Consider the following 26048-nt stretch of genomic DNA (forward strand, 5'->3'; position numbering starts at 1 on the left):
CCCCGCGCCCCCCCGCGCCGCCCCCGCCCCCGCCCCCGCCGCCCCCCCCCCCCCGGGGGCCCCCCGCCCCCCCCCCCCGGCCGGCCCCCCCCGCGCCCCCCCCCCGCCCCCCCCCCCCCCCCCCCCCCCCCCCCCCCCCCCCGGGGCGCCCCCCCCCCGCGGGGGGGGGGGGGCCCCCCCGCCGCCACCAGCAGCCAGGCGAACTCCATCGCGTACGGGCGCAGGTAGGGCCGCAGCCGCCAGAGGTTGTGCAGCGGCTGGGACCGGGCGTCGATATGCGCCGCGGGATTGCCGTCGCTGGACGCGGGCACTACCAGACGGTAGCCGCCGGGGGTGCCGGTGCGGCTGTCAGCTAGCCGTCACCCGTCCCTCATGCCCGAGAAGCCACTTCTTCACATCCAGCCCCCAGCGGTAGCCGCCCAGCGTGCCATCGGTGCGCAGCACCCGGTGGCACGGCACGAACAGCGCGGCGGCGTTGCGGGCGCAGGCCGCCGCGGCGGCCCGCACGGCAGCCGGTCGCCCGGCCAGCGCGGCGAACCCGGTGTAGGTGACCGGGTCGCCGGGCTTGACGTCGCGCAGCACCCGCCAGGCGTGCGTCAGGAAGGGCCCGCCGGTGTGCTGCTCGACCGCCACCGCGTCGATGGCGGCCAGGTCACCGTCCAGGTAGGCGCGAACGGCGGCGGTCACCGGACCGAGTTCGGCCCGTTCCCGCAGCTCACCGCGCAGACTCGGGTGGATCAACAGCATCAGGGCCGCCGGGTCGGCGGTGAAACCCGCCGCGCGTACCGCCCCGCTGGGGCCGGCGAGCACGCTCAACGGGCCGCTGGGGGTGTCGATGACTGTGCTGTCCACAGTGCTCATGCTGCTCTCCAGAGTCGGATGGTCGCGTACGACCGCCAGGGGCGCCAGCGGTCGGCGTACGCGGACAGGGTCTTCGGGTCGTCGGACAGGCCGAGCGCTGCCGCGCCGCGGCGGACGCCCAGGTCGGTGGTGAGCGCGACGTCGGGGTCGCCGAGTGCGCGCATGGCCAGGTAGCCGGTGGTCCACGGGCCGATGCCGGGCACCGAGGCCAGGAGCCGGACCGCCTCCTCCCGGTCGCCGCCGGGTTCCAGGTCCAGCTCGCCGTCGGCGACCGTGCGGGCCAGCGCCCGGATCGTCTCCCGGCGGGCCGCCGGCATCCGGAACGCCGTGTCCGGCGCGGCGAGCACCTCGGCCGGGCCGGGGAACGCCACCAGGCCGTCCGCCGGGTCGCCGGCACCCGTCCCGGTGGCGGACCGGGTGGCGGCGAGCAGGCGGGTGAGCGTGGTCCGCGCCGAGGTCAGCGAGACCTGCTGGGTGGCGACGGCGCGGACGGCCAGCTCGAAGCCGTCGACCGCGTGCGGCAGCCGGACGCCCGGCTCCGCCGCGACGGCCCGGGCCAGCGCGGGGTCGGCGGCCAGTGTGGCGTCCACCGCGACCGGGTCGGCGTCCAGGTCGAGCAGGCGGCGGCAGCGGGCCACGGCCGGGGCCAGGTCACGCATGTCGGCCAGCCGCAGCGTGGCGGCCACGTATCCGTCGGCGGGGGTCAGCGCCACCGTGGCGGGACCGTGCGGCAGGCGCAGCCCTCGGTGGTAGGTGCGCTCGCGGACCACCTCGATGCCGGGTAGCGCACGCAGCGCGAGGAAGTCCAGCAGCGCGCCCGCGTGCAGCGGAGGCCGGTGGGCCAGCCGTAGCGCGAGCGTGCCCGCCCCGGCGGTCGCGGCCGGGCCGCGTCGCCCGGCCCGCAGCTCGGACGGGGTGCCGCCGTAGACGTCGCGGACCGTGTCGTTGAACTGCCGGACGCTGCCGAACCCGGCGGCGAAGGCCACCTCGGCCAGGCCGAGGCCGGTGGTCTCGATCAGGATCCGGGCGGTCTGCGCGCGCTGGGCCCGGGCCAGCGCCAGCGGGCCGGCGCCCAGCTCGGCCCGGAGCATCCGGTGCAGGTGCCGCTCGGTGTAGCCCAGCCGGGTGGCCAGACCGGGCACCCCGTCCCGGTCCACCACGCCGTCGGCGATCAGCCGCATGGCGCGGCCGACCAGGTCGGCCCGGACGTCCCACTGGGGCGAGCCCGGTGCCGCGTCCGGCCGGCACCGGCGGCACGCCCGCAGCCCGGCTCCCTGCGCGGCGGCGGCGGACGGGAAGAACCGGACGTTGCGCCGCTTCGGTGTCATGGCCGGACACGACGGCCGGCAGTAGATCCCGGTCGACGTCACGCCGGTGTAGAACCAGCCGTCGAACCGCGGGTCGCGGCTGTCGACGGCCCGGTAGCACCGCTCGAAGTCCAGCTCCATGCCCTCGATCCTGCCTCGCAGCTCCCAGGCTCGGCTGGCGGGATTCGGACATGACGTGAGGCAGTCGCGCCAGCTCGGGGAGGTGGCGGTATCCCCGGCCCCGGGATGCCGCCACCTCGGCGAGGTGGCGTGGATCATGACCAGCGGACCCGAGAAAGTGTCGTAAGTGGTCGGTAGCGTCCCGCCACCAACTCAAGAAGAGGTGCGGGGGATGGCGAGCGTGGCCGGGCGGGGTGTCCGCTGATGCGATCGGGGCGGGCGCCGTTGGACGCGGCGGTGGTGGAGGGCTTCTACGAGCGGATGCGGGCGGTGGCGCCGGCCGCCTACGGCGCGATCGAGCGTGACCGGGCCGGTGACCCCGGCCGCCCCTTCGCGGACACCGCCTGCGGGCGGCTCGCCGGCTCTCTCGACCCGGACGGGCTGCGCGCGCTCGGCATGTGGGCACACCACTGGTGCATGCGCTTCTACGACGACGACACCCGGGTCGGCCTGCGGCTGGTCCGGGAGATCGCGGCCCGCCCCGGCCTGGGCTGGACCGCGGACGAGGTGCGGTGGCTGCTCGACCGGTCGTATGCGGCCGGGCCCGCCGCCGCGCACCGGTTCACGCTGCCGCTCGCGGCCGCGGCGCAGCTGCCGGCCGGTGTGCTGCCCGAGGGCATCGCCGCCGACACCCGGCCGGAGGACTGGCGCCGGCTGCGGGCCGGCTGAGCGCCGGGTGGCATCGCCGTTCGGTCCGGCAACTGGGCGAGCATCATGGCCGCCACGGCCACCGCGAACCCGGTGAGCTGGACCGGGTCCAGCGCCTGGCCGAGCACCACCCAGCCGAGCGCGGCGGCGGTGAGCGGGCTCAGCGCGCCCAGCACCGACACGCGGGACACCGGCAGCCGCGCCGCGCCGCGGAACCACAGCACGTACGCCAGCGCGGTGCCCGCCAGCCCGAGCCACGCGTACCCGAGCACTGCCGGCCCGTCGAGCGCGGGCGGCGCGCCCTCGACGGCCGCGGCGACCGGCGCGATCATCAGGCCGCCGGCCACGAGCTGCCAGCTCGTCGCGGCGAGGACGCCCACACCGGGTGGCCGTCCCCAGCGGCGGGTGAGCACCAGCCCGGCGGCCATCGCCACGGCGCCGGCCAGTCCGGCGGCGACGCCGAGCGGGTCGAGGCCGGCACCCGGACGCAGCACCACGAGGGCGACGCCGAGCGGTGCGGCCACGGCGGCGACCAGCGCCGGCCGGGTGGGGCGGTCGCGGAGCACCGCGACTGTGAGCGCCGCCACCAGCAGCGGCTGTGTGGCGCCGAGCACGGCGGCGGTGCCGCCGGGCAGCCGGTACGCGGCGAGGAACAACAGCGGGAAGAACACCCCGATGTTCAGCGCGCCGAGCACGGCGGCTCGTCCCCACCAGGGGCCGTGTGGTCGCCGGCGGGTCAGGGCGAGCAGCAGCAGACCGGCCGGGAGGGCGCGGATCGCCCCGGCCCAGAGCGGCCGGTCCGGGGGAAGGAGTTCGGCGGTCACCAGGTAGGTGGTGCCCCAGGTGAGCGGCGCGGCGGCGGTGAGCGCGACGTCGGTCCAGTGGCGGTTCATGGCAGCCTCTTCTTGGGCATAAGTATCTTAGCGCTAAGCTAATCAGCCCCGAACGAAAAGGGGAAGTGGGACGTGCGGCACAATCGGCAGCCGTGACAGGCGACGAGGTGGACGTGATCGTCGAGCAGTGGCGGCGGGAGCGCCCCGGCATGCGGCCCGAGCCGATGGCCGTGTTCGGCCGCATCTACCGGCTCGCCCGCCTGGTCGGCGACGGCCAGGAGAAGGTGTACGCGGACTGGGGCATCGGCCGGGGCGAGTTCGACGTGCTGGCCGCGCTGCGGCGCTCCGGCTCGCCGTACACACTGGCGCCGAAGGCGCTCGCCGCCTCGCTGATGCTCACCTCGGGCGGCATGACCGGGCGGCTCGACCGGCTGGAACGGGCCGGCCTGGTGCGGCGCTCGCCGGACCCGGCCGACCGGCGGGCGCTGCGGGTCAGCCTCACCGACACCGGCCGCCGGGTGGTCGACGAGTCGGTCGAGGCCGGGCTCGCGGTGCAGCGGCGGATCCTCGACGCGCTTCCGCCCGCCGACCAGGACCGGCTGGCCGACCTGTTGCGCACGTTGCTCGCGGCGGCCGGCACCGACGCTTCGGGTCCGGCACAATGATCGGCACCGTCACCGGAAGGACGCCCATGCCCGCCAGCGAACCGACGATCGTCGCCACCAGCATGGGTTTCTCCAGCCGTCGGCGTGGCCCCTGGGACGCGCGGCCCAGCGCCCTGTTCGACCTGATGGCCGAGCTGGCCGGGGCCGGTGACGCGCCGCGCGTCTGCTACCTCGGCCAGGCCACCGGCGACCAGCCGACCGGGTTCACCGTCTTCTACGGCGCCTTCGCCGGCACCCGGTTCCGCGCCTCCCACCTGGCGCTCTACCCGATGCCGAACGTCGAGGACATTCGCGCCCACCTGCTCGCGCAGGACGTCATCTGGGTCGGCGGCGGTAGCGTGGCGAACCTCTGCGCGGTCTGGCGGGTGCACGGCCTGCCGGAGATCCTGCACGAGTGCTGGCAGGCCGGAGTGGTGCTCGGCGGGGTCTCCGCCGGGTCGATCTGCTGGCACACCGGCGGCGCCACCGACAGTTACGGCCCGACGCTGCGGCCCTTCACCGAAGGGCTGGGCTGGCTCCCGTACGGCAACGGCGTGCACTACGACAGCGAGGAGCAGCGCCGCCCGCTCATGCACCGGCTGGTCGCCGACGGCACGCTGCCGGCCAGCCACTGCACCGACGACGGGGTGGGGCTGATCTACCGGGGCACCCGGCTGGCCGAGGCCGTTGCCGACCGGCCCGGCGTGGCCGCGTACGAGTTGGTCCGCGCCGAGGACGGCACCGTCGCCGAGACCCGGATCGAGCCGCGCCTGCTGTCCGCCGCGTCGGAGTGACCGGCTTCGCGGACCTGCCTGCCCGGCGCGGGCGGCGAACCGCGTAAGCTGACTCGTCGTGAGTCTCACCATCGGCATCGTCGGCCTACCCAACGTGGGCAAGAGCACCCTGTTCAACGCGCTGACCAAGAACGACGTGCTCGCCGCGAACTACCCGTTCGCCACCATCGAGCCGAACGTCGGTGTGGTCGGGCTGCCCGACGAGCGGCTGGCCAAGCTGGCCGAGATCTTCTCCTCGCAGAAGGTGCTGCCGGCGCCGGTCTCGTTCGTCGACATCGCGGGCCTGGTCCGAGGCGCCTCCAAGGGGCAGGGACGGGGCAACGCGTTCCTCGCCAACATCCGGGACGCATCGGCGATCTGCCAGGTGGTGCGTGCCTTCTCCGACCCGAACGTGGTGCACGTCGACGGCAAGGTCTCCCCGGCCGACGACATCGAGACGATCAACACCGAGCTGATCCTGGCCGACATCCAGACGCTGGAGAAGGCGCTGCCCCGGCTGGAGAAGGAGGCCAAGCTCCGCAAGGACCGGGCCGCCGCCGTCGAGGCCGCCAAGAAGGCGGTCGAGGTCCTGGACAGCGGCGTCACCCTCTACGCGGGCGCCGCCGCCGCGAAGGTCGAGCTGGAACACCTGCGTGAGCTGCACCTGCTCACCACCAAGCCGTTCCTCTACGTCTTCAACGTCGACGAGGCCGAGCTGGGCAACGCCGAGTTCCTCGACGAGCTGCGCGGCCTGGTCGCGCCCGCCGAGGCGGTCTTCATGGACGCCAAGATCGAGTCGGAGCTGGTGGACCTGCCCGAGGAGGAGGCCCGCGAGCTGCTGGAGTCGATCGGGCAGTCCGAGCCCGGCCTGAACCAGCTCGTGCGGGTGGGCTTCCGGACGCTCGGGCTCCAGACGTACCTGACGGCCGGCCCCAAGGAGGCGCGGGCCTGGACGATCCCGGTCGGCGCGACCGCGCCGGAGGCCGCCGGGGTGATCCACAGCGACTTCCAGCGCGGCTTCATCAAGGCCGAGGTGGTCTCCTACGCCGACCTGGTCGCGGCCGGATCGATGGCGGCGGCCAAGGCCGCCGGCAAGGTCCGGATCGAGGGCAAGGAGTACGTGATGCAGGACGGCGACGTGGTGGAGTTCCGCTTCAACGTCTGAATCTGGCCTGTTGTCGCAGGTCACGAGGTTGGTTCCTCGCCTGGGGTTCACCGGGAGCACACCCCACGCCTGCACCCCGGAGGGCACGACGGTCGGCAGGCGGCGGTAGCCGAGTGGAGTCGCGGCAGCGTGCCACCTGTTCGCCCGGCAGCGGATGGCGGTCAACCAACTGCTCACACCGGTTTCAGGGCCGGGCTGAGGGCTCGGCCTGATATGCCTCGTGCAGGAGGTGGGCGAAGTTGGCGCCGTTCGCGAGCTGCCTGTCTCCCAGGCGGGAGACATGAATGGCTGGGGTCCACGAGTTCATGACGACGACGGCCAGGTCCTCGCTCAGGTCGGCTCGGCGGATTTCGCGAGTCTGCTGAGGGACGCCGAGCTTCTGGAGCTGGCGGGTGACGATCTGCATGGTTACTCCGGGCAGGATGTCGGCCTGCGGCCAGATGACCCGCTCGCCATCCCACAGGGCCAGGTTCCAAATGGTCGCTTCGCTCAACCGGCCCTCACCGTCCTGGAAAACGGCGTCGTCGAAGCCGCGGGCTTGGGCCTGCCGGAGGTACAAGGTCTTGGCGACCTCGCCGACGTGCTTGATGCCAGGCAGGTGCCGCTGATGGTGGACGATCTCCAAGGCCATCGGCGCGGCAGGCGGCTGGGCCGGATCGGTGAGGTTGATCAGCACGTCCAGACTCAGCTCAGGGCTGGTGGTCATGAACTCCCCTGGCCGGGAGGTGACGAAGCAGGTAAGCGACACATCCGGTCCGCCCGCGTCGATGGCCGCGCGAAGGTACTCGCGGACCCGGCTGTCGGGTAGGTGCTGACCGAACAGCACCTCGCTCGCCCGGCGCAGGCGCTCCAGGTGTAGATCCAAGCCTCGGACAGCCCCGTCGCGGACCTGCATCGCGGTGAAATGGGCGTAGCCGGCGAAGGCCAGCGGCGCGAGCTCCATGGCGGTGGCGGGCTTACCGTTGAGATGAGTGAGCGAGACAGCCATGCCAGGAATGTAGGAGTTGACACCAGTGTCAAAGGCAAGCGCCCGGGACAGGCAGTTGCTGCGCGTTGGTGAGCTGGCCTCCCGCACGGGGGTGAGCCCGCGGTTGCTGCGCTACTACGACAACCAGGGCCTGCTGGCCACCGAGCGCTCTGCGACCGGGCAGCGAATCTTCGCGGCCTCGGCTGTGGAGCAGGTCCGCTCCATCCGCCTTCTGCTGGAGGCCGGCCTGCCGACTCGTGTGATCGCCGAGCTGCTGGAGTGCATCCGCGAACCCGGCCGGCTCGAACCCTGCGCTGTGCCCACCCTCATGGGGCACCTTCAAGCCTACGACGAACGCATCGCCAGCCTCCTCAGCACCCGCACCGCCCTCCAAGGACTCATCGACTCCTCGACCCCGGAGCAGTAACAGCTCCGGGCGAGCAGACCACCACCCGACGGTGTGGTCTGATACCCGCCAGATCGGCTGCCCGATCGGCGGCTTGCTTGGTCCATGACCAACTCGCACGACGAACAGGCCCTGCACTTCCGTTCCTTGCACCGCCCCGGTCAACCGCTGGTGCTGCCCAACGCCTGGGACGCCGCGAGCGCGCGGCTGATCGAGGAGGCCGGAGCAGCCGCCATCGCAACTACCAGCGCCGGGGTGGCCTGGAGCATGGGCGCGGGCGATGGCGAGGCGATGGGCCGTGACCGCGCGCTTGACCTGATCGGGCGCGTAGCGTCCACGGTCAGCGTGCCGGTCAGCGCCGATATCGAAGGCGGGTACGCGGAGGACCCCGTCGGGGTCGCCGAGACGATCCGGGGGGTGCTCGACGCCGGGGCGGTAGGTGTCAACCTGGAAGACGGTCCGTGGCCGGCCGCCGAACACGCCGAACGGATCGCGGCTGCGCGGAAGGCCGCCGGTTCGGCGCTGTTCATCAACGCCCGGATCGACACCTACCTGATGTCGCTCGGAGATCCCTCCACCCGGCTGCGGGATACGCTTGACCGCGCGGCGGCCTACATCGCCGCTGGCGCAGACGGCGTCTTTGTGCCCGGTGTGGCCGATGCCGAGACCGTGGCGGCGCTCGCCGCCAAGCTCACGGTGCCGTTGAACGTCATGGCCGGTCCGGGCTCACCCTCGATCGGTGAGCTTGCCGGCCTGGGCGTCACGAGGGTCAGCCTCGGCCCGGCGATCGCCCTGGCCGCGTACGCGGCGGCGCGGCGCGCCGCTTGCGAGTTGCTGACCGCCGGCACCTACCAGGCCCTCGACGGCTCACTCGGCTTCGCCGAGACCGATGCGCTGATGGCTGCGATCCCCTCGAAGGGCTGACTCGAGCGGTGGTCCTCCGGTCGCCTGGTTGCGTTCGGTGGTCAACCCTCAATGTGTCGGGCCGGAGTCCTGGGTGAACGCCGTGGTGTGGTCGGTGGCCCACTGGCGGAACGTTCGAGCTGGCCTTCCGAGCAGGTCGGATACCGTGGAAGTGACGTGTGCGGGGCGTCCTGTCGCTGCGTTCCACGCGGCAAGGAGCATGTCCACGGCCGGGCGCGAGGCCACTGGGGTCTCACGCCGGAACTCGTCGGGCGACAGTTCCTCGAACGTGATCCGACGATCCAGCGAGTCTCCGATGATGCGCACCTGTTCGGCCTGGGTGAGTGATTCGGGGCCGGTCAGGACGTAATCGCCGCCGGCGTGCCCGTTCTCGGACAGGGTCCGCGCGACGACCGCAGCCACGTCTCGGTCGTCGACCGGGGCTGTCTCGGCCGCGCCGTAGGGCCACCGGACCACGCCGCCGCCACGGATCGCGGCGGCCCACCAGTGGAGGGCGTTCGACGCGAACATCCCCGGCCGGACGATCGTCGAGTCGAGGCCGGTGGCCGCGATGAGCCGCTCGATCTCGGCGTGCAGCCTCGCCATCGGGTTCGGTTGCTGGAAGAACGGGTGCGGGGTCCGATGTGGTGCGGACAGGTAGACGACCCGCCGTGCGTGGGTGGCCAGCCGGTCGACGACGGCCGCCGCGGTCTGTGGCGGGGCGGTCCAGACGAGGAAGACCGTGCTGACGGCGTGCAGCGCGGTGCCGAGCGATTCGGGAGCGGTGAGATCGCCGGTGACGATCTCGACATCGGGGGGCAGTGTCGCCGCCGACTCTGCGCGGCGCACGAGGGCGCTGACCGGCACGCCCGCGTCGGTCAGCAGGTTGATCACGCCGCGTCCGACTCGTCCGGTCGCCCCGATGACGAGGATCGGTGGTCTCCCCCGAGGCGTCGTGGCAGCGTCGCCGGTTGCCGACGGGCGGCGGGTGTCTGTCTGTTCCATGACCCCCATCGAAACGTTACCGGGTAAAAAAAGCAACCCGGTAATAAATGTTACGGTGGCAGGGTGACCGAGCCGGTCGGGCTGCGCGCCCGCAAGAAGGTGCGAACCCGGGACGCGATCGCTGATGCGGCGATCTCGCTGGTCCTGGCGCGCGGGTTCGATCAGGTGTCGGTGTCTGACATCGCCGCGGCGGCCGAGGTGTCGAAGCCGACCCTGTTCCGCTACTTCGCCACCAAGGAAGACCTGATTCTGCACCGCTTCGCGGACCACAACGGCGAGGCCGCACGGGTGGTCCGTGACCGTCAGCCGGACATCGCCCCGGTGACGGCGCTGCACCGGCATTTCCGGGCCGGTCTCGATCGCTTCGAGCCGGTCACCGGCCTCAATGATCATCCGGAGGTGGTGGCCTTTCATCGGCTGGTGTTCACCACCCCGAGTCTGGCCGGACGCCTCCTGCAGTACATGTTCGACGATGAGGACGCACTGGCCGCCGTCATCGCACCGGGTGTTCGGGGCCGACTGCAAGCCGCCCAGTTGATCGCGGTGCAACGCGTACTGGCCCGCACCAACTGGCAGAAGGTCGCCGACGGGCGGACCGCACGCGATGTGCAACCCGAGGCGGTCGCCGACGCAGACCAGGCCTTCGCCCAACTGGATCAGGCAACGGGCGGCTCCTGAGGCCGGACGTCGGCATCGCGGTCCTCACCGGCGCGGTAAGCCGTTCTTCGTGGCCCTGGACAACCGCTCCGACAGGCCGACAACCGTCGCGCAGACGACCGCCGGCCCGCGTTTCGCGGACCGGCGGCCGGGTGGTGCGCAACCGTCAGGCGTTGGCCCGGCGGATGGCCGCCATGCCCCCGAGCGCGGCCACGACGGCCACCAGGGCCGGCCATCCCACCAGCAGGCTGGCCTGGTCCTGGCTGCTCAGCCACTGCCAGATGTCGCCGAACCAGCCCTGCCAGATGACCAACGCGGTGAGCAGGCCGGTCACCAGGATCAGGGCCGCGCCGGCGCCGAGGAGGCCGTTCATGCCGAACCGGACGTACCAGACGGCGACGAAGATGGAGACGAAGTTCAGGAACAGGAACGGCACCGCGTAGACGGCGATCTGCAGCAGCCCGTTGTCGACGTCGATGTACGGGATCCGGAAGAACCGCAGCTCGATCCCGAAGCCGCCGGTGGCACCCTCGATCAGGTTGAGCAGGTAGAGCAGGACGCCGTAGACGACCGCCTGCACCACGTTCACCAGCATGGTGGCGAGATAGAAGGTACGTCTGGTGACGCCCATGCCGAGCGCGAACGGGAACACCTGGCTGATCGAGGCGGCGGCGACGATCGAGCAGACGATGTAGAGGCTGGCCAGGCCGCCCGTGGTGTTCTTGCCCGGCGCCGCCTCGCCGATCGAGGCGAAGATCAGCAGGTTGACGCCGAGCGAGAGGGCCATGATGCCCCACGGCCAGGCCAACTGGCCGAGCCAGGCGATGGTGTGCATCCGGGCGACGTCGAGGATGCGAGTCATCGGGAGTTCGTCCTTTCCGTCGTCAGGCGCACCACGGCCTGCTGCAGTGATACGGGCGCCAGGTCGATGCCGAGCTTCTTGGCGCGCAGCCGTTCGGCGTTGTCGAACGAGCCGCGCAGCGTCGTCCGGGCCGCACCGCCCAGATGCTCGCGGTGCAGCACCACGTACGCGGTCCCGAACTCGTCCACTGCCTCGGCGGGGCCGGTCGCCTCCATCACCTCTCCGCGCAGGTCGTCGCTGGGTGAGTCGAGCAGCAGCCTGCCGTGGTCGAGCAGCACCACGTGCTCGATCAGGTCGGCCACCTCGTCGATGAGGTGCGTGGAGAGCACGACGGTGCGCGGGTTCTCGGCGTAGTCGGCCAGCAGGCGGTCGTAGAAGAGCTGCCGGGCGACGGCGTCGAGCCCCAGGTACGGCTCGTCGAAGAAGGTCAGCGGCGCCCGTGCGGCCAGGCCGATCGTGACGCCCAGCGCGGACGTCATGCCTCGGGACAGCTTGCGGACGTTGCGCTTGCGTGGCAGCTCGAAGCCGTCCACGAGGGACTGCGCGAAGTCCTCGTCCCAGTTCGGGAACAGCCGCCTCGCCAGGCTCAGGACGTGCCGTACCTGGTAGGCGGCCGGGTACGTCTGGCTCTCCTTGATGAAGGCCACGCGCGACAGCGCCCGTTCGTTCTCGTACGGCCGCTCGCCGAAGACCGTCAGGTCGCCACTGGTGACGCTCTGCTGGCCGGTGATCAGTTGCATCAGCGTCGTCTTGCCGGCGCCGTTGCGGCCGAGAAGTCCGTAGATCTTGTTGCCCGTCAGCGTGAAGGTGACGTCGTCCAGAGCGGCCACGTCGCCGTACCGCTTCGTGAGGCCGGCAGCCGCCACGACGCTCATCGTTGTTCCTCCCATGTCTCGATGAGCTTCTTCAGCTCGTCGGTGCCGATGCCCAATTTGCGGGCCTCCTCGATGAGGGGCCGCACGTACTGATCAGAGAACTCGTGCCGGCGACGCTCTCGGAGCGTTTCGCTGGCCCCCGTTGCCACGAACATTCCGATTCCCCGGCGTTTGTAGAGAAGCCCGTCATCGACCAGGCGGTTGATCCCCTTGGCGGCGGTCGCCGGATTGATCCGGTGGAACGCCGCCAGCTCGTTTGTGGACGGCACCTGGGTCTCCTCCGCGTACGTCCCGTCGATGATCGAGTTCTCGATCAGCTCCGCGATCTGGACGAAGATCGGACGACCGTCATCCATGCCAGCTCCGTTGGTTCGTTACTCATGTAGCTAACCATCGCACCAGCGCGCCCTCGCGTCAAGTGCCTTTCGGGTACGCGCAGCCGCCCCCACCCACCCGCGTGATCAAGGAGTTCGGGTCGCCTCAGCCGCCCAGAGCGGACACAAACTCCTTGATCACCGGGGTGAGGGGAGGGGGAAGGGGAGGGTCAGATGCGAGGGCTGCGGCGTTCGATGAGGGTTACGTCGCGCCAGGTGCCGTGGTGGCGGCCGACCCGCTCGCGGGTGCCGACGACCCGGAAGCCGCACGCCGCGTGCAGCGCGAGGCTCGCGGTGTTCTCCGGGAAGACGCCGGACTGGATGGTCCAGATCCCGGCCGCCTCGGTGGAGGCGATCAGCGCGTCCAGCAGCGCCCGGCCGACGCCGCGCCCGCGCCCGCGCGGGTGCACGTAGACGGAGTGTTCGACCACCCCGGCGTACACGCGGCGGTCGGAGACCGCCGAGCAGGCCACCCAGCCGAGTACGTCGCCCGCCTCGTCGAGCGCCACCCAGCGGTGGCCGGGCAGGCGAGTGGCGGTGAATCGCGTCCAGTCCGGCGGCTCGGTCTCGAACGTGGCGTTGCCCTCGTCGATGCCGAGGCGGTAGATCTCCAGCACGGCGTCGGCGTGCGAGTCGTCCATGGCGGCGACGGTGACTCTCATCGGTTCCTCCTGTCGGAAACCGCGCAGACCCCGGGGGTGTCAGCGTAATCGGCGCGACCGAGGGGCCGGGACGGGACACCCCGGCCCCTCGGCGCGGCCGTCACCGGCGCCGGTAGACGGAGATGTGCGAGCGGCTGTCCGCGTCGAACGGCGACCGGTCCCAGTCGGCGTACCGCTCGGTGAGCCGAAGTCCGGCCCGCTCCGCCAGCTCGTCGATCTGCTCCGGCCAGGCGTACCGCATGGCGAACGGCTTGAGGTGCACGCCGGCGGCGTCGAACGTCACGGTCTGCCGCACGAACGTCTGCGCCGCCCGGTCGTACCGGTGCATGCGGACGGTGGCCGAGTCCTCGGTTACCTCCCGCACCTGGACCTGCTCGTCCCGGTCGAAGTCCGCCGGGTCGGGCACGAATGCCTCGATGACGAACGCCCCGCCGGGCGCGAGCACCCGGGCGACGTTGCGGAAGCACGCCGCCTGGCGCTCCTCCGAGACCAGGTTGAACAGCGTGTTGAACACCAGGAAGACCAGACGGTACGGCCCGGGGACCGGGACGTCCGCCATGTCGCCGATGGTGACGGGCATGTCCGCGCCGCCCGGCTTGGCGCGCAGGTGCGCGACCATCTCCGGGGACGCCTCGACGCCCTCGACTGCGAGCCCGCGCTCGGCCAGTGGCAGGGCCACCCGGCCGGTGCCGATCGCCAGTTCGAGCACCGGGCCGCCCTCGGCCAGCCGGGCGAGGAGGTCGACGGCCGGGGCCGGGTCGGGATTGCCGGGACCGTCGTAGGTGGCGGCCCAGAGCCGGCCGAACAGGCCGGGATCGTCGAAGACGGACATCACGCGCCCGCCCGTCGGGTGGAGGGGACGCGACGCGGCGCGAGGTCAGTGACCTGCGCCGGAATGGGGTACGACAACACGAAGCCTCGTTTCGGATGAGGGGACGACGGGTGGGCTGGGCTTCGCAGCGTTCGGCATGGCGGTGCTCCCTCCGGTCGGCTTCGAGGGGTCCAGCAGACCAGCAGCCGTGCCGAGGGACAACCGGATTACGTCCGCAGCGCGTCGTCCACTCCGGTCTCCCGGCGGCCGAGGTGCACCGGGTCACGCCCGGTGAGGACGTCGGCGGCGGCCTTCAGACACGCGCCGTACTCCCGGGTGGAGCTGATCCGCCACTGGCCGGCGTATCGCCTGGCGGTGTCGTCGCCGACGCCGACGGCCTCGATGCCGGCGGCCCGGCAGAGCGCCACCGCGCGCGGCAGGTGGAACGACTGGGTGACCACTGTGGCCTGCCGCACCCCGAAGACCCGGTACGCGCGCACGCACGAGTCGTACGTGTCGAATCCGGCGTGGTCCAGCACCGTCTTCTCCGCCGGCACACCCCGGTCGACGAGCCAGCGCCGCATCGCGTCCGGCTCGTCGTAGTCCCAGTCCATGTGGTCGCCGGAGAGCAGGAGCACCTTGACCTTGCCGCTCGCGTACAACCGCCGGGCGGTCTCCAGCCGGCCGGCCAGGAACGGTGCGGGCGTGCCGTCCGGTTCCACCTTGGTGCCCAGCACCAGGGCCACCGGCGTCTCCGGCACGCCCGCGGCGTCGAACAGGTGGCCCTCTGCCGCGTCGCGAACCCAGGTCACGCTGGCGACGGTCGCGGCGCCAAGCAGCAGCGCGACGGCGGTGGCGAGCACCAGGAGGCGGCCGACCAGGCGTACGACCCGCCGATGAGCGTCTCGAAAGACCCGCCATCGCGCTGTCAGCCCTCGCATGGCGGCGATTGTGTCAGGAGATGTGATGCAGGATCACGTTGTGTACGTGGTGGCTCTTCTGCTCGCCCCGGAACTCGACCTCGTAGGTGTGCGTGCCGACGTGCACAGCGATCGACCCGGTGGAGAAGAACGAACCACCCCAGGACTTGTTGCTCACCACGCTCACGCTGGTGATCTTCGAGTACGGGATGCTGGTGATCGCGTACCGCTTGCCGACGAATGAGCGGTCCTGGATGATCACGCGGCGGTCGGTCAGGCCGATGAAGCCGGTGCCGGTGCCGATCGCGTCGTAGACGGCGATGATCTGCTCACCGGGCAGCAGCCCGCTCTGGACCTGCTGGAACTGTTCCTTGCGGTCGTACGTGGGGCCAGACATGCGCCCAGGGTAGGCGGGGTGCGCCAGCCCGGAGGAGCCCCGAACGGTCGTGGCCCCGTCCACCGGGACGGGGCCACGAGCGTGTACCGGGGGTCAGTGGTCGACGCGCGGGTCGTGGTCGCGGCTGCGGCTGCCGGCCTTGGCCAGGCCGCGGCTGACGAGGTAACCGATGGTCAGCAGCGTGATGTACCACCACGCCTTGTCGGCGGCGAAGTAGTCGGCGCCGTTGTCCGCCGCGCCGTCACCGACGGCGTTCGAGGCGATGAGGACACCGATGACGGCGAGCACGTAGACGGCCAGCTCGGTGGTCTTCCATGCCGGCTTGGTCTCCTCGCCGTGGCGGCGCGGGTGCCGCACGTCGCGTTCGACGTGTCCGGTGTGCCCGTGGTCGGTGGACCGGTCGGTGGCCGCGGTGGGTGTCGTCATGGTCAGCTCCTATGGGGTTATCGCACAGTCCGTCTGCTTCGGGAGCCTTGCGCCTCCCGTTGCTGGATGTCCCACCCCTACAGGTTTTTCCGAATCCGGAATTTCCAGCGATCTTTGAGGAAACGTCAGGATTCGGTGACGGCCCGGACCGCGTCCTCGATGCGTGCCGCCAGCAGGACCTCGCCCTCGGTGAGCGGCTCGCCGTCGTCGTGGCCCAGCCTGATCTGCGTACGATCGGCCCGCCGGCTGATCTCGGGGCGCAGCCGCAGCGCGTCGGCCACCACCGCCACCCGCTCGGTGAGCGCGGCGTGCTGGGTGTCGTCGAGAACGATGGTGCGGCGGATCTGTTCGCCCTCCCGGGTCCACCCGGTCAGCAGGGCCAGTGCGTCGCTGAGGTAGTCGTGCTTCGCACGGCCGCTGAACAGCACGCGCATCACCGCACCTCCCAGGCGTCGTTGCCGGCTTGTGGCCAAATCGTCGCCATCCCGTGTCCCAGTCGACGCCCTCTAGTCTCTCGCCACTCAGATGGTGTGTCCACGCCCACACTTCCGTGTTCTGCTGACCTGACGGCCGACGCCGCTACCCAAACCGCCGATTGATCTGGCACGCTGGTGGTCCGTGCGGACCGAACGGGTTAGCGGAGGCGGGCAGGCCGACCGGCGGGAGCCGAGGGTGGTCGTCGGGGCGGCGATCATCGAGGGTGGCCGGGTGCTGGCGTGTGAGCGCTCCGCGCCCCCCGAGGCGGCGGGGCGCTGGGAGTTCCCGGGCGGAAAGGTCGAGCCGGGCGAGGCCGAGACCGACGCGCTGGCCCGGGAGTGCGCCGAGGAGTTGGGCGTACGGGTGGCGGTCGGTGCGCGTGTCGGCCGCGACGTACGGATGGCGCACGGCCGGTCCGTGCTGCGCGTCTACGCTGCCCGTCTGCTGCACGGCGAGGAGCCGAAGGCCCTGGAACACGCCGAGTTGCGCTGGCTGTCCGCAGCCGAGCTGGACAGCGTCGACTGGCTGCCGGCCGACGTGCCGATCGTGGCCGCGCTTCGCCCGTTGCTCGACGCCTCCTGACCGTCGCCGGGCGTCGTGCCCGCCGCGTCGGTGAGCCGGGCCGGCCGGACGCCACCGGCTGGGCTCGACGTCGCACCGGACAGCCCGGGCGTAAACGGGACGGGGGCCTGCGGCGTGTGCCGCGGGCCCCCGTCATCGTCGTGCTGCTGTTCAGTGCTTCGGCTCGTCCTGCTGCGGGTGAGCGAAGTTGAGGTGCTCCGGTGGCAGGGGGAACGTCACGTCGTCGCCGAACGGCGACGGCGCGGCGGCCTTGTTGAACGTCAGTTCGGTCAGCGGCAGCCTGCCGTTGGCGTCCACCGCCGGGGCGGTCGGGTGTGGCACCTCGCGGTGCCAGTTGACGCCCTGCTGCGCCTGACGCTCGGCGGCGCTGTCGTGCGAGCCGCCCGCGTGCGAGTGCACCCCGGCGGGCGAGGAGCCGCCGTGCGCGTGCGCCCCGCCGTGCGCCGCTCCGGACGTGCCGGTACCGCTCGAATGCCCGCTGGTCGCGCTGGTCTGAGGCACCTGACCCCTCCGGAAGATCTTGTTACCGAGCCACACAAGGGGATCGTACCTGCGGTCGACGACCCGTTCCTTCATGGGGATGATCCCGTTGTCGGTGATCTTGATGTGCTCGGGGCAGACCTCGGTGCAGCACTTGGTGATGTTGCAGAATCCGAGCCCCATGTCCGACTGCGCGTACTCCCGCCGGTCGGTACGGGCGTCGAGCGGGTGCATGTCCAGCTCGGCCGCCCGGATGAAGAACCGGGGACCGGAGAAGGCCGGCTTGTTCTCGTCGTGGTCACGGATCACGTGGCAGACGTTCTGGCACAGGAAGCACTCGATGCACTTGCGGAACTCCTGCGAGCGCTCCACGTCGACCTGCTGCATCCGGTAGTCGCCGGGCGCCACGTCGGCCGGCGGCGCGAACGCCGGGGTCTCCCGGGCTTTCTCGTAGTTGAACGAGACGTCGGTGACCAGGTCCCGGATCACCGGGAAGGTGCGCAGCGGGGTGACAGTGACGGTCTCGGACTCCTCGAACGTCGACATCCGGGTCATGCAGCCCAGCCGCGGCTTGCCGTTGATCTCCATGGAGCAGGAGCCGCACTTGCCGGCCTTGCAGTTCCACCGGCACGCCAGGTCCGGCGCCTCGGTGGCCTGGAGCCGGTGGATCACGTCGAGGACCACCTCGCCCTCGTTCACCTCGACGGTGTAGTCCTGCAGGTCGCCGCCGGTCTCGTCGCCCCGCCAGATGCGGAACTGGCGTTTCGCGCCCGGCTTGCCGGTCGCCTGCTGCGGATCGGTTCCCATTCCTCAGCGCTCCTGTTCGGTGAGGGCGTCGAACTCGGCGAGTTCCTCGTCGGTCAGGTACTTGGCCAGCTCGGCCCGGTCGAACAGCCCGATCAGCTCCGGCCGCATCTTCGGCAGCGGCTTCTCGGTGAGCCGGACCGCGTCACCGTCCAGCGAGCAGACCAGGTTGACCCGCCGCCACTTCGGGTCCATCGCCGGATAGTCCTCCCGAGTGTGCCCGCCGCGTGACTCCTGCCGCTCCAGCGCCGCCATCGCGGTGCACTCCGAGACCACGAGCATGTTGCGCAGATCCAACGCCAGGTGCCAGCCCGGGTTGTAGCGCCGGCCCCCGACCGCGCTCACCTTCGCCACCCGCTCCCGCAGCTCGGCCAGCCTGCGCATGGCGTCTTCGAGCTCACTCTCCCGGCGGATGATGCCGACCAGGTCGCCCATCACCGCTTGGAGGTCCTGCTGGAGCTGGTACGGACTCTCGCCGGTGTCCCGCTGCAACGGCGCCAGCGCCGTCTCCACGGCGGCCTCGACCGCCGCCACCGACACCGCCGGGCGGGCGGTGAGCTGGTCGGTGTACGTGGCGGCGTGCCCGCCCGCGCGCTTGCCGAAGACCAGCAGGTCGGACAGGGAGTTGCCGCCGAGCCGGTTCGAGCCGTGCATGCCGCCGGACACCTCGCCGGCTGCGTAGAGGCCGCGCACCGTGCCGTACGCCGCGCCGGAGTCCGGGTCCACCTCGACGCCGCCCATCACGTAGTGACAGGTCGGGCCGACCTCCATCGGCTCCTTGGTGATGTCGACGTCGGCCAGCTCCTTGAACTGGTGGTACATCGACGGCAGGCGGCGGCGGATCTCCTCGGCCGACTTACGGGAGGCGATGTCCAGGTAGACGCCGCCGGCCGGCGTACCCCGGCCCTCCTTGACCTCGCTGTTGATCGCGCGGGCGACCTCGTCGCGGGGCAGCAGCTCCGGCGGACGCCGGTTGTTGTCCGGGTCGGTGTACCAGCGGTCCGCCTCCTCCTCGGTCTCCGCGTACTGCTTGCGGAACACGTCCGGGACGTAGTCGAACATGAACCGCTTGCCCTCGGAGTTCTTCAGCACCCCGCCGTCGCCGCGTACCGACTCGGTGACCAGGATGCCCTTCACCGAAGGCGGCCAGACCATGCCGGTCGGGTGGAACTGGAGGAACTCCATGTTGATCAGCGTGGCCCCGGCGCGCAGCGCCAGCGCGTGGCCGTCGCCGGTGTACTCCCACGAGTTCGAGGTGACCTTGTAGGACCGTCCGACACCGCCGGTGGCCAGCACCACCGCGGGCGCCTCGAAGAGGATGAACTCGCCGGACTCGCGGTAGTAGCCGAACGCGCCAGCGATCCGGTCGCCGTCGAGCAGCAGCTCGGTGATCGTGGTCTCGGAGAAGACCCGGATCCGCGCGTCGTAGCTGCCGAACTCCTGCTTGTCCTCCTGCTGGAGCGAGACGATCTTCTGCTGGAGCGTACGGATCAGTTCCAGGCCGGTCCGGTCGCCGACGTGTGCCAGGCGCGGGTACTCGTGGCCGCCGAAGTTGCGCTGCGAGATCTTCCCGTCCTTGGTGCGGTCGAACAGCGCGCCGTACGTCTCCAGCTCCCAGATCCGCTGCGGCGCCTCCTTGGCGTGCAGCTCGGCCATCCGGAAGTTGTTGAGGAACTTGCCGCCGCGCATGGTGTCCCGGAAGTGCACCTGCCAGTTGTCGCGCGAGTTCACGTTGCCCATGGCGGCAGCGGCGCCGCCCTCGGCCATCACCGTGTGCGCCTTGCCGAACAGCGACTTCGAGATGATCGCGGTCTTCTTGCCGGCCAGCCGGGCCTCGATCGCCGCGCGCAGGCCGGCGCCACCGGCCCCGATCACGACGACGTCGTAGTGGTGTCGTTCGATTCGCGTCTCAGTCATGTCCAGGCTCTCAGTTGATGAACCGCAGGTCGCTGAACCAGCCGGCGGCCAGCGCCATCACGTAGAAGTCGGTGAACGCCAGGGTGCCCAGGGTGATCCAGGCGAGCTGCATGTGCCGGACGTTCAACCAGGACACCCCGGTCCACGCCTTGTAGCGCATCGGGTGCTTCGAGAAGTGCTTGAGCCGCCCGCCGATGATGTGTCGGCAGGAGTGGCAGGAGATCGTGTACGCCCACAGCATCACCACGTTGCCGATCAGGATGATGTTGCCCAGGCCGAAGCCGAAGCCCTCGGGGGAGTGGAAGGCCAGGATCGCGTCCCAGGTGTTGATCAGCGAGATGATCGCGGCGGCGTAGAAGAAGTAGCGGTGCAGGTTCTGCCCGAGCAGCGGGAACCGCGTCTCGCCGCTGTACGACTGGTGCCCGTCGGGCACGGCGCAGGCCGGCGGCGACAGCCAGAACGACCGGTAGTACGCCTTGCGGTAGTAGTAGCAGGTCAGCCGGAACAGCAACAGGAACGGCAGGGTGAGCGCCGCGTCCGGGATGATCCACCAGCCGGGCAGGAACGAGCCGAAGTGCGAGGAGCCCTCGACACAGCGGTCGGTGACGCAGGGGGAGTAGAACGGCGTCAGGTAGTGGTACTGCTCCACCCAGTACCACTTGTGCATGAAGACCCGGACCGTCGCGTAGATGACCCACGCGCTGAGCCCCACCACTGTGATCAGCGGGGCGAGCCACCATCTGTCGGTCCGCAACGTCTTCGCCGCGATGGCGGCGCGTGCCCGCCCTCCCCGCGGCTGCGGTCTCGGCGTCCTGGCCGACGTAGTTGTCATTCGAGTCATCTCCCTGACGTCACTGTCACGTCCTGCGCACGCGCGAGGCCACACCGGCGAACCGGTGCGGCTAGGTGACACACGTTACGCCGATCTTCACGGCCCGGCCGCGCAACGCAGTGTCCCGTGTGTCCCGCAGCTTGGAAAGAGTCAGTTCATGATCAATGTGACGGTGGGTCGAACGGTGCGCCGACCGGTGCCCTGGCACGCCCGGAGGCGCGGCGTCACCCGGACGCGCCGCCGGTGAAGTGCCAGGAGGACAGCCGCAGCGTCGGCGCCTCGTACCAGGAGCCGTCGACGCGGCCCGGCTGGCGCACCGCCGTCCGGCCCAGGCCGAGCACCCGGCCCGGCCCCAGCGCCCGGGGGTACGACTCGGTGAACCGGAAGTCGCGTACCGCGCGGGTCGGCACGCCGTCCTCGACCAGCCACACCCCGTTGCGGGTCAACCCGGTGACCACAAGTTGCTTCGGGTCCAGTACGCGGGTGTACCAGAAGTCGCTCACCAGCAGCCCGCGTCGCATCCCGGCCACCAGTGCGGCGGTGTCCGGGTCGCCCACCGCCCCGGTCACGCCCGCGCTCAAAGGGCCGTCCGCGACGGTCACGCCCGCATCGGCGACGCGCGGGTCCGCCGACAGGCGGATGTTGTGCGGGATCGGCCCGAAGGTCGCGCTGCCCGGCATACCGTGGCCGGTGGACCCGGCGCCCGCCGCCGCGCCGGCGCGCCTGTCGTACGCCACCGCCCCGGTGGTGCCCCCCTCGACCAGCGGCAACGCCCGCCGGGGCGTGCCCTCCAGGTCGAACGGCAGCGTGCCGGCGCGCAGCGGGTCGTCCACCAGCGTCACCGCCGGGTCGAACTGGGCGGTGCCCGGCTCGGCGAAGGACTGCCGCTCGGCGTACCGCTTGCCGTTGAAGCCGTACCAGGCCAGGTTCTGCAGCAGGTCGGCGACGGCCGCCGGTTCGAGCACCACCTCGTAGTGCCCGGGCGGCAGCTCGACCGGGTCGGCCGCGGCGCGCGCCTTCGCCGCCGCGCTGGCGCCGAGCGCCGTGCCGTCGAGGCCGGCCAGCCGGTCGGCGCAGAGCCGAGCCACCCCGTCCGCGCCGCCGGCCCGGGCGATGCCGTCCATCGCCGCCTCGGCCGCCCGGCCGGTCGCCGTGTGCCCGGCGGAGTTGGCGAACGCCCCCGACCGGTACGCGGTGCGGCAGTAGCCGGCCGCCTCCAGTCCCTCGACCGCGTCCACGAACGCGCGTACCCGCTCGGCCCGCTCGTCGGGCGAGGCGAACGCGGTGGCCTCGTCGACGGCCGGACCGGACGGCACCGGCGTCGGCGGGGTGAGTCCCGGCCAGGCCGGGTCGGGCGGCGCGAGCCGGGTCGCGGCCCGGGCCCGCTCGACGAGCGCGGCCAGCCCGTCCGCGTCGACCCGGCTGCCGCTGCCGGTCGCGGTCCGCCCGTCCACGTGCAACCGCAGGTGTACGGCGACGCCGGTCTCGGCCACGTTCTGGTGGATGAACGAGTTGGCGAACCGGGTCAGCGCCAGATCGGTTCGGGTCACCAGCACCTCGGCCTCGGCGGACGGACCGGCCGTGTGCCGGACCAGGTCCACCACCCCGACGGCGATCTCCAACTCGGCGCTCATGCCGGCACTCCGCTTCGCTCCGTGCCGTCATGAGGCACCGTCGCCCTGAGCCTGCTGATTCGCTCGCTGCGCTCGCTCATGCCCGCACCCCCACCCGGACGTCGCGGAACCGGGCCGGCGCGGCCGGGTGGCCGGTGTGCCCGATCTGGCCGGGCTGCCCCTTCCCGCAGTTGGGCGTGCCCCAGGCGACGGTCTCCGAGGAGAGCATGTCCATCGAGCGCCAGAAGACCGGCCCGATGCCGGTGTAGGTCGGGTTGCGCAGCATCCGCCCCCGGCGGCCCTTCTTCACCTCCCAGCCGATCTCGCAGCCGAACTGGAAGTTGAGCCGCTTGTCGTCGATCGACCAGGACCGGTTGACGTCCATCAGCACCCCGTCGTCGGTGGCCGCGATGATCTCGTCGAGCGTGTGCGGGCCCGGTTCCAGGCCCACGTTCGTCATCCGCACCATCGGCAGCCGGGCCCAGCCGTCCGCCCGTACGCTGCCGCCGTAGTCAACGCCGGCGACGGCGGCCGAGTCCCGCCCGGCGAGCACCCCGACCCACCGCCCGTCGCGCACCGCGTCGCGGGCGACCGCCGGTGAGCCCTCGTCGTCGTAGCCGAAGCTGCCGAGCGCGCCCGGGATGGTCGGGTCGATCGTCACGTTCATCAGCTCCGAGCCGTAACGCAGCGAGCCGAGCCGGGCCAGGTCTAGCCAGGACGTGCCGGCGAACGCCGCCTCCCAGCCGAGGATGCGGTCCAGCTCGATGGCGTGCCCGACCGACTCGTGGATCTGAAGCGCGAGCTGCTCGCCGCCGAGGATCAGGTCGGTCTCGCCGCTCGGGCAGAGCGGCGCGCTGAGCAGCTCGCGGGACTCCTCGGCGATCCGGGCGGCGTGCGCGGCCAGGTCCAGCGAGGTGACCAGCTCCCAGCCGGTGGTGCCGTACTGCCCCCGGTAGCTCGGGTAGGACCGGCGTTGGGTCTCGCCGGCACCGATCGAGGTGGCCGAGATCCCGCCGCCGCACTCACGGATGCGCTGGTCGATGCGGTGACCCTCGCTGGAGACGAACCACTTCGAGGTGTCCCAGATCTGATAGAGCCCTTCGCCCAGGTCGGCGCCGTGCTCGCGCATCGTGGCGGTGGCCCGGACCAGCAGGTCGCCCTTGTCCGACAGCGGCACCCCGAGCGGGTCGACAACGCAGTCCGAGGCCCAGCTCGCCACCGTCGCCTCGACCGGCACCAGGTCGATCGGCGGCCCGGGAACCCGGGCGCTCGCGGTGGCGATCGCCGCGGCACGCCGGCCGGCGTCGCGGGCCGCCGCGTCGGACAGATCGGGTACGGCGTGGAAGCCCCAACCCGACCCGACGAGCGCGCGGACGCCCAGCCCGATGCTCTCGTCCTGGCTCAGCTCCTCGATGTCGCCGTTGCGTGCCGACATCGACTCGTAGCGGCGGTGCATGACCCGGGCGTCGGCGTAGCGGGCGCCCGCGTCGAGGGCGGCCTGGACGGCGGCGGTCGCCGCGTCGAACTCGCTCATGCGTTCGACCCTAGGCGAGCGCACCGACATCCGTCAGGGGACGAGGTCATCCGGCGGTGCGGCCGCCTGTCTCGAAATCGACGCCGGTCAGGGCGGTCGCGGGGCAACCGGAATCGGTCAACGCTGATAAGAAATCCCCATGTCTGCCACTTCCGCGCACCGACTACTCCGCGGTGCGTTGACGCTCGTCGTCATGGTTGCCGCGACCATGTTCGGCGCCACTGCCGCCCACGCCGCGGCCCCGCGACTCGGGCTCGCCGCCCTCGCGTTCGCCGAGACCACGGTGGACGCGACGGGTGACTACGCCGCCAACAAGCTGACCTGGACGGTCACCAACTCCGATCCCGCCGCCGACTTCGTCTTCGGTACGGTCACGATGCGCATGCGTAGCACGGTCACCGGCGAACTGGTCGGCCACGACTGGGTCGCGCGCTACGCGTACCAGGAGACCTGCTGCGGCGACGGCGTGTACGAATCGGGAACGCCGCAGAGGTCCACCTACTCCTTCGACCTCCCGGTCCGGCGCTTCTCCGACGCGGACACCGCCCTGTGGGAGGTCACCAAGGTCACCATCGGTTACCGGGGCACCACGGCCACGGTCTCCGGAACCCGCCTCCAGGCCTTCGGCTACCAGTTCACGGCCCGGACGCTGATCGACTCGTCCGGGCCGAGCGCCGACTCGATCTCGTTGAACTGGCTCCTGCGCCGTCCCTACCTCTATCTGGGCAACGGTCCGGCGACGGTGGCCTACGACTTCACGGTGCAGGACTGGCAGTCCGGCTTCTGGAAGGGCACGATCCGGCTGGCCGGTCCGGGCGGCGCGAGCATCACCACGGCCTTCACCTGGGAACGTGAGGAGTACAGCACGGGTCTGCGGTGCGGCCGGGTCAGCAGCGGTCAGCAGGACGGCGTCTCCATGACGTGCGCTGTCGACGTGGCGTTGCCCTCCGACACGGCCACCGGCAACTGGCGGGTGGCGGCCCTGGTGCTCCGGAACAATGCCGGCGGGACGACCACCTACAAGAATCCGACCGCGCCGTCCGTCACCACCACGACGAACTCCACGCTACGGGCGAGCGACTTCGCGGTGAGCCCGAACCCGGTGGACAACTGGCGTGACTCGGTGATGACCGATGTCAGCATGGTCGTGACCGACGCGCGGAAGGGGCTCTCGACCATTCAGCTCGACCTCGTCGGCGGCTGCCAGCAGTACGGCCTGCCCACCGCCGGGGCGGACGGCCGCGTGGCGGTGCGGGTCATGGTGTACCAGCAGACCGAGAAGTGCGTGGTCGAGGGCCTGGCGGTGGTCGACGGCGCGGGCAACGTGGCGCTGTACGGGAGCATGTACCGCGCGCCGGATCCGGGGTTGACCATCACCCGGGTGCCGAGCACCAACCCGCCGATGGCGCGGAGCGCCACTCTCGACCCGTCCTCGGTGCCGTCGAGCGAGGTGGGACAGGCCTCGGTCAAGCTCACCATCGACGCCGAGGTGCAGGTCGCACCCATCAACGGCGTGGACGTCCACCTGTACGACGCCGACGGCGACGTGGTGTCCCAGTCCTTCGGGGGCACAAGTCAGGCGCCCGACGGGACGGTGACCACCTGGCTCTACCTTCCGTGGCAGGGGTTGTCCCCGGGGAGGTACACGGTGGGATTCGCGCTGAGCGACGCCGCCCGGGCCAGCACCACCTGGAACATGCCGGATCGCTCCGACAGTCGCACGCTGCCCGGTGGCCCGGTGGTCCTCACCGTCACCGAAGGCTGATGTGTCTCCCGGTGGGCGGGCCGAGCCGCCCACCGGGAGCGCGTGCGGTGAGGGCGGATCTGCGGCAGGATCGGCTGATCGGAAACCATGTCGTTACACTCCGGCCGCTGACAGCTCGCTCTTTGTAGCTTATTTTCACCTTCGGTGATTTCCTGTAGGTTCTCTTCATCACCGAAGGGGAGGCGGTCAATGGGCAGGTCGGAGGCGGTGCCGTCTGGGGAGCCGGACCGCCCGGAGGTGCCGGAGCAGCGCTCCGGCGACGGGCCCTATCTCCAGGTCAGGGATCTGCGGGTGCGGTTCGACACCGAGGACGGTGTGGTGCGGGCTGTGGACGGTGTGTCGTTCGCGGTCGAGCGGGGTCGCACGTT

Annotated in this window: 27 protein-coding genes and 2 pseudogenes; 10 read left to right on the forward strand and 19 right to left on the reverse strand. The window is 71.5% G+C overall.

The features are described from left to right. Positions 1-348: 348 nt before the first annotated feature. Together ACFYON_RS28530 and ACFYON_RS28535 are read right to left on the reverse strand one after the other, a co-directional pair. Positions 349-861 carry a methylated-DNA--[protein]-cysteine S-methyltransferase gene (locus ACFYON_RS28530; RefSeq protein ID WP_354870735.1) on the reverse strand — a complete coding sequence of 171 codons (513 nt, stop codon included), beginning with the start codon at positions 859-861 and terminating at the stop codon, positions 349-351. Continuing rightward, on the reverse strand, positions 858-2309 hold the full coding sequence (locus ACFYON_RS28535) for an AlkA N-terminal domain-containing protein (protein ID WP_354870737.1): 1452 nt from the start codon (positions 2307-2309) through the stop codon (positions 858-860). The genes ACFYON_RS28530 and ACFYON_RS28535 overlap by 4 nt, the downstream gene beginning before the upstream one ends. Before the next feature lie 243 nt (positions 2310-2552). Between ACFYON_RS28535 and ACFYON_RS28540 the strand changes: the two genes are divergently transcribed. Next, complete coding sequence (locus ACFYON_RS28540) at positions 2553-3017, forward strand: hypothetical protein (protein WP_354870739.1); 465 nt, start codon at positions 2553-2555, stop codon at positions 3015-3017. A 50-nt stretch (positions 3018-3067) separates the two neighbouring features. Here ACFYON_RS28540 and ACFYON_RS28545 read toward each other — a convergent pair. Next, positions 3068-3889, reverse strand: a pseudogene (locus ACFYON_RS28545) (EamA family transporter); the annotation flags it as partial. A 92-nt stretch (positions 3890-3981) separates the two neighbouring features. Between ACFYON_RS28545 and ACFYON_RS28550 the strand changes: the two are divergent. From ACFYON_RS28550 to ychF, 3 genes are read left to right on the forward strand one after another with little or no spacing between them, the layout of a single operon-like run. Then, positions 3982-4494, forward strand: coding sequence for a MarR family transcriptional regulator (locus tag ACFYON_RS28550; RefSeq protein WP_354870741.1), 513 nt, complete (start codon positions 3982-3984; stop codon positions 4492-4494). Between the two features lie 26 nt (positions 4495-4520). Beyond that, the gene (locus ACFYON_RS28555; protein ID WP_354870743.1) at positions 4521-5267 is read left to right on the forward strand and encodes a peptidase E; all 747 of its coding nucleotides are present in this window, start codon (positions 4521-4523) and stop codon (positions 5265-5267) included. 58 nt (positions 5268-5325) lie between these two features. Next, positions 5326-6411 carry a redox-regulated ATPase YchF gene (gene ychF, locus ACFYON_RS28560; RefSeq protein WP_354870745.1) on the forward strand — a complete coding sequence of 362 codons (1086 nt, stop codon included), beginning with the start codon at positions 5326-5328 and terminating at the stop codon, positions 6409-6411. 184 nt (positions 6412-6595) lie between these two features. Here ychF and ACFYON_RS28565 read toward each other — a convergent pair whose 3' ends face one another. Beyond that, positions 6596-7399, reverse strand: a complete 804-nt coding sequence (locus ACFYON_RS28565) for an aminotransferase class IV family protein (protein WP_387188760.1) — start codon at positions 7397-7399, stop codon at positions 6596-6598. 25 nt (positions 7400-7424) lie between these two features. Here ACFYON_RS28565 and ACFYON_RS28570 point away from each other — a divergent pair, with 25 nt between their 5' ends. Together ACFYON_RS28570 and ACFYON_RS28575 are read left to right on the forward strand one after the other, a co-directional pair. Beyond that, a complete protein-coding gene (locus ACFYON_RS28570) occupies positions 7425-7805 on the forward strand; it encodes a MerR family transcriptional regulator (protein ID WP_387188759.1) in 381 nt (126 codons plus the stop codon). An 84-nt stretch (positions 7806-7889) separates the two neighbouring features. Then, the gene (locus ACFYON_RS28575; RefSeq protein WP_387188758.1) at positions 7890-8708 is read left to right on the forward strand and encodes an isocitrate lyase/phosphoenolpyruvate mutase family protein; all 819 of its coding nucleotides are present in this window, start codon (positions 7890-7892) and stop codon (positions 8706-8708) included. A gap of 48 nt (positions 8709-8756) precedes the next feature. Here the strand turns inward: ACFYON_RS28575 and ACFYON_RS28580 are convergent, their stop codons facing one another. Continuing rightward, entirely contained in the window at positions 8757-9728 is a 972-nt protein-coding gene (locus ACFYON_RS28580) for an NAD(P)H-binding protein (protein WP_357711881.1), read from the reverse strand. Positions 9729-9755: 27 nt separating this feature from the next. Between ACFYON_RS28580 and ACFYON_RS28585 the strand changes: the two genes are divergently transcribed. Beyond that, positions 9756-10370, forward strand: coding sequence for a TetR/AcrR family transcriptional regulator (locus tag ACFYON_RS28585; protein ID WP_387188756.1), 615 nt, complete (start codon positions 9756-9758; stop codon positions 10368-10370). A gap of 145 nt (positions 10371-10515) precedes the next feature. Here ACFYON_RS28585 and ACFYON_RS28590 read toward each other — a convergent pair whose 3' ends face one another. The 9 genes from ACFYON_RS28590 to ACFYON_RS28630 form a co-directional block, all read right to left on the reverse strand. Continuing rightward, complete coding sequence (locus ACFYON_RS28590) at positions 10516-11211, reverse strand: ABC transporter permease (RefSeq protein WP_354870749.1); 696 nt, start codon at positions 11209-11211, stop codon at positions 10516-10518. Next, on the reverse strand, positions 11208-12086 hold the full coding sequence (locus ACFYON_RS28595; protein WP_355094958.1) for an ABC transporter ATP-binding protein: 879 nt from the start codon (positions 12084-12086) through the stop codon (positions 11208-11210). The genes ACFYON_RS28590 and ACFYON_RS28595 overlap by 4 nt, the downstream gene beginning before the upstream one ends. Continuing rightward, positions 12083-12442, reverse strand: coding sequence for a GntR family transcriptional regulator (locus ACFYON_RS28600; protein WP_354870754.1), 360 nt, complete (start codon positions 12440-12442; stop codon positions 12083-12085). Before ACFYON_RS28600 ends, ACFYON_RS28595 begins: the two co-directional genes overlap by 4 nt. A gap of 188 nt (positions 12443-12630) precedes the next feature. Then, the gene (locus ACFYON_RS28605) at positions 12631-13122 is read right to left on the reverse strand and encodes an N-acetyltransferase family protein (protein ID WP_354870756.1); all 492 of its coding nucleotides are present in this window, start codon (positions 13120-13122) and stop codon (positions 12631-12633) included. A 100-nt stretch (positions 13123-13222) separates the two neighbouring features. Next, positions 13223-13954: a class I SAM-dependent methyltransferase gene (locus ACFYON_RS28610; RefSeq protein ID WP_354870758.1), complete on the reverse strand. Its 732-nt coding sequence runs from the start codon at positions 13952-13954 to the stop codon at positions 13223-13225. Positions 13955-14160: 206 nt separating this feature from the next. Beyond that, complete coding sequence (locus tag ACFYON_RS28615; RefSeq protein WP_354870760.1) at positions 14161-14874, reverse strand: ElyC/SanA/YdcF family protein; 714 nt, start codon at positions 14872-14874, stop codon at positions 14161-14163. Between the two features lie 13 nt (positions 14875-14887). Then, the gene (locus ACFYON_RS28620; protein ID WP_354870762.1) at positions 14888-15250 is read right to left on the reverse strand and encodes a PH domain-containing protein; all 363 of its coding nucleotides are present in this window, start codon (positions 15248-15250) and stop codon (positions 14888-14890) included. Positions 15251-15343: 93 nt separating this feature from the next. Then, on the reverse strand, positions 15344-15676 hold the full coding sequence (locus tag ACFYON_RS28625; protein WP_354870765.1) for a hypothetical protein: 333 nt from the start codon (positions 15674-15676) through the stop codon (positions 15344-15346). Positions 15677-15801: 125 nt separating this feature from the next. Continuing rightward, entirely contained in the window at positions 15802-16110 is a 309-nt protein-coding gene (locus tag ACFYON_RS28630) for a 4a-hydroxytetrahydrobiopterin dehydratase (RefSeq protein WP_354870768.1), read from the reverse strand. Positions 16111-16294: 184 nt separating this feature from the next. Between ACFYON_RS28630 and ACFYON_RS28635 the strand changes: the two genes are divergently transcribed. Further along, a complete protein-coding gene (locus tag ACFYON_RS28635; RefSeq protein ID WP_354870771.1) occupies positions 16295-16735 on the forward strand; it encodes a (deoxy)nucleoside triphosphate pyrophosphohydrolase in 441 nt (146 codons plus the stop codon). A gap of 150 nt (positions 16736-16885) precedes the next feature. Here the strand turns inward: ACFYON_RS28635 and ACFYON_RS28640 are convergent, their stop codons facing one another. The 5 genes from ACFYON_RS28640 to ACFYON_RS28660 form a co-directional block, all read right to left on the reverse strand. Next, positions 16886-18022 carry a succinate dehydrogenase/fumarate reductase iron-sulfur subunit gene (locus ACFYON_RS28640; RefSeq protein WP_354870773.1) on the reverse strand — a complete coding sequence of 379 codons (1137 nt, stop codon included), beginning with the start codon at positions 18020-18022 and terminating at the stop codon, positions 16886-16888. Between the two features lie 3 nt (positions 18023-18025). Beyond that, on the reverse strand, positions 18026-19936 hold the full coding sequence (locus tag ACFYON_RS28645) for a fumarate reductase/succinate dehydrogenase flavoprotein subunit (protein WP_354870775.1): 1911 nt from the start codon (positions 19934-19936) through the stop codon (positions 18026-18028). A 10-nt stretch (positions 19937-19946) separates the two neighbouring features. Further along, positions 19947-20768, reverse strand: a complete 822-nt coding sequence (locus ACFYON_RS28650) for a hypothetical protein (RefSeq protein ID WP_354870777.1) — start codon at positions 20766-20768, stop codon at positions 19947-19949. Positions 20769-20992: 224 nt separating this feature from the next. Beyond that, positions 20993-22402: a metallopeptidase TldD-related protein gene (locus ACFYON_RS28655; protein ID WP_354870780.1), complete on the reverse strand. Its 1410-nt coding sequence runs from the start codon at positions 22400-22402 to the stop codon at positions 20993-20995. 76 nt (positions 22403-22478) lie between these two features. After that, on the reverse strand, positions 22479-23915 hold the full coding sequence (locus ACFYON_RS28660; RefSeq protein ID WP_355047484.1) for a TldD/PmbA family protein: 1437 nt from the start codon (positions 23913-23915) through the stop codon (positions 22479-22481). A 139-nt stretch (positions 23916-24054) separates the two neighbouring features. Between ACFYON_RS28660 and ACFYON_RS28665 the strand changes: the two genes are divergently transcribed. Both ACFYON_RS28665 and ACFYON_RS28670 read left to right on the forward strand, forming a co-directional pair. Then, the gene (locus tag ACFYON_RS28665) at positions 24055-25680 is read left to right on the forward strand and encodes a hypothetical protein (protein WP_355047485.1); all 1626 of its coding nucleotides are present in this window, start codon (positions 24055-24057) and stop codon (positions 25678-25680) included. 189 nt (positions 25681-25869) lie between these two features. Continuing rightward, positions 25870-26048 (forward strand): annotated as a pseudogene (locus ACFYON_RS28670) (ABC transporter ATP-binding protein); the annotation flags it as partial.

It is taken from the genome of Micromonospora sp. NPDC005686, assembly GCF_042871665.1.
Taxonomy (GTDB): Bacteria; Actinomycetota; Actinomycetes; order Mycobacteriales; family Micromonosporaceae; genus Micromonospora.